Raw genomic sequence first — 2,550 nt, 5'->3', positions numbered from 1 at the left:
GTTTAATACTCCTCTGGTAGAATACCCTCTTGATTTTTCTTAATAGGTTCTGGAGTTTTTTTCTTGGATTTAGAAAAATCAATAAAATCTGGAGCCATCTCTGAATCTTGATCAGGTGACATTGTATTGCCTACTTTTTCAATCTTTAAATTCTTGAATATTTTATTTACTAACTCTTTGAAAGTATCAAAATCTACTTCATAAGACACCCCAAGACCTTGAGTATACCCTATACCCTGACCTACAAAATTGATGTCATTTTCTTTATTAAAAATTCTCAAATTTAATGTACCATCTTCGTTTACACGATACAGCACCTCAACATCGCCTACAATTGCAGACTCATTAATTCCTCCAAAAGGAACTCCTAACTTGCCATTTATTGTAATACGATCGTTTATTTTAGATGATATAGTAGCTACAAATCTACCATCAGTTTCTTTCCCTAATCGCCTATCGGCTCCAATAAAGTTAAGACCAACCTTAAACTTTTCATCATCAGAGCGAATGATTCCACCCAAAATACTAGAAGCCGTTTCAAACAAACTTCCTGAAAAATCAGATTGATTTACTCCTTCAGGACTTAAAAAACCTCCTGAGGACAACAAGTACAAAGCTTGAGTTTGTCTTACATCTTTATCATTTAATTTATATTGAATTTCAGATTTTAAAACATTACTTACCGTAGGGAATTCGATATTAAAATCTGGCTCAGGACTCGTTAAATCTCCACGCACACCTATTACAACCTCTACAGGAACTTTAGAATTAAAAGAGGCATTATCTAATAAAACTGCTGGATTTGCAGTTGTTTTGTAAATAGCTTCGAGGTTTAGTTGTGCCTTCATAGGATTCCCTTCCCATGTTATTGATCCACCTTTTTTTACTGCAAACTTTTTATCAATAAGTCCTCCATATTTAAAATTGTAAGTTCCTTCATATGCCTGGAAATCTCCCCACATGTTAAATTTACCAAGGGTATTAATTTTAAATAGCAAAGACCCAAAACCTTTACCTTTCATACCATGACCTGTATTTCGATCCAGTATCACTTCAACCTCAGCATCTGGCGTAATGTCAAAATCAAATTCAAGTTCTAAACCGTTGTAATTTCGTGTGTTTTCAACAATCCCGTTTTTAATGTTGTATTTTTCTTTTTCTGTTACAAAATGAATAAATACATTATCACTTACACTTTCGGCATTATTAATAGGGATTTTTACAGCTGTACCTTTTTCTGATTTGGCATCAACTTTTATAAATAAACTATTGGTAGGCCCTTTAATTGTTGCGCTACCATCAATAAAAGCAGTGCCATAGTACGCTGCATCTTCACTATCTTTTGTATCTAATGCTACTAATCTTTTTGAATTTATAGCCAAGTCTAATTTCCAATCCGAGAAATTATTGTGTCCTATATACCCATTTAAATTTCCTATGGTACCATATTTAGTATCTGTCAAGGTATTGTTTCTAAATAAAAACTTTTCATTTGTCAAATCTATGATCGTTTTGTCACTCAAACCATAGTCCACGTTAAGATATGGAATTGTCAAACCTGCTTTGTCCAAAAATAATCTTCCGTTAATGGTAGGATTTTGCAAGTTACCCTCAATAGTTGCATTACCACCTACAAAACCTCTTATATTGGATAAAACATCACCACCAAGAGAGTTAAGTGTTGCAATATTAAACTTATCAAATTTTAATTTTAAGTCTAAAATGGTTTCTTTATTGACAATTTCAAAATTACCGTTGGCATTAAATGCTTCTAAATTTTCGTTTTCTAAGTTTGAGTTGATGGTGAATTTTTTGAAAGTTTCATCACCTTCAACATCAAATTTCAAAACACCCAAATCTGTTTTGTTAACGTTTAATTTATCAATGACTATTGAAGCCGTTGGCTGGTAAATGTTTTTATTTTGTTTAAAATCTATTTCACCATTTATATTTCCTTGTAAAACTAGTTTATTGTTTGTGGGGGTGATTTGGTTTAAGTTGACATCTTTAAAACTTAATTTCAAATCCTTAAAATCACTTCCTTTTAGATTTCCATCCAATGCTATAGACTGATTTTCATGGGATAGCAACAGCCTATCTATATCAAAATTCTCCAAAGATTTATCAAAAACAATCTGATTATCAGGTGTTTCATTTTCGTTTAAAAACCACAAATAATCTTTAAACTTGACTTCAGATTTACTGATACCTACAACATTATTATTGTCCTTATTGATAGTATGATACAAGTTGAGATTGTAATAATCTTCTGCTTTGGGACCGCCTTTGAACTCGGATCTAAAAAATAAGGTATCCTTGTGTGTCACATTGATCAAACTAAAATCCCTTATTTTATAATATTTTGTTTTAATACTATCAAGCTCTACATATGCATTATAAAGCGGGTTTTTATTATCAACAGCCACTTTAATATTATCAAATGTGATATTTGAAGCTGTTATTTGTGGAGAATTGAAATCTAATTTAAATTCATGATCATCTGAACTGATATTTCCTTTAACAATTGTATTTGCTCCTATGGCAATATCC

Annotated in this window: 1 protein-coding gene; it reads right to left on the bottom strand. The window is 31.5% G+C overall.

Annotation, left to right across the window (positions count from 1 at the left end):
- Positions 1 to 2 precede the first annotated feature (2 nt).
- Positions 3 to 2,550 (bottom strand): translocation/assembly module TamB domain-containing protein (locus tag FPG59_RS15465; protein WP_140344704.1); only part of this gene is annotated, 2,548 nt, incomplete at its 5' end.

Source organism: Flavobacterium sp. FPG59 (assembly GCF_002150205.1).
In the GTDB taxonomy this organism is placed as follows: domain Bacteria; phylum Bacteroidota; class Bacteroidia; order Flavobacteriales; family Flavobacteriaceae; genus Flavobacterium.
The sequence above is the reverse complement of the archived record's forward strand: the minus strand, read 5'-3'. Positions and strand labels throughout refer to the sequence as shown.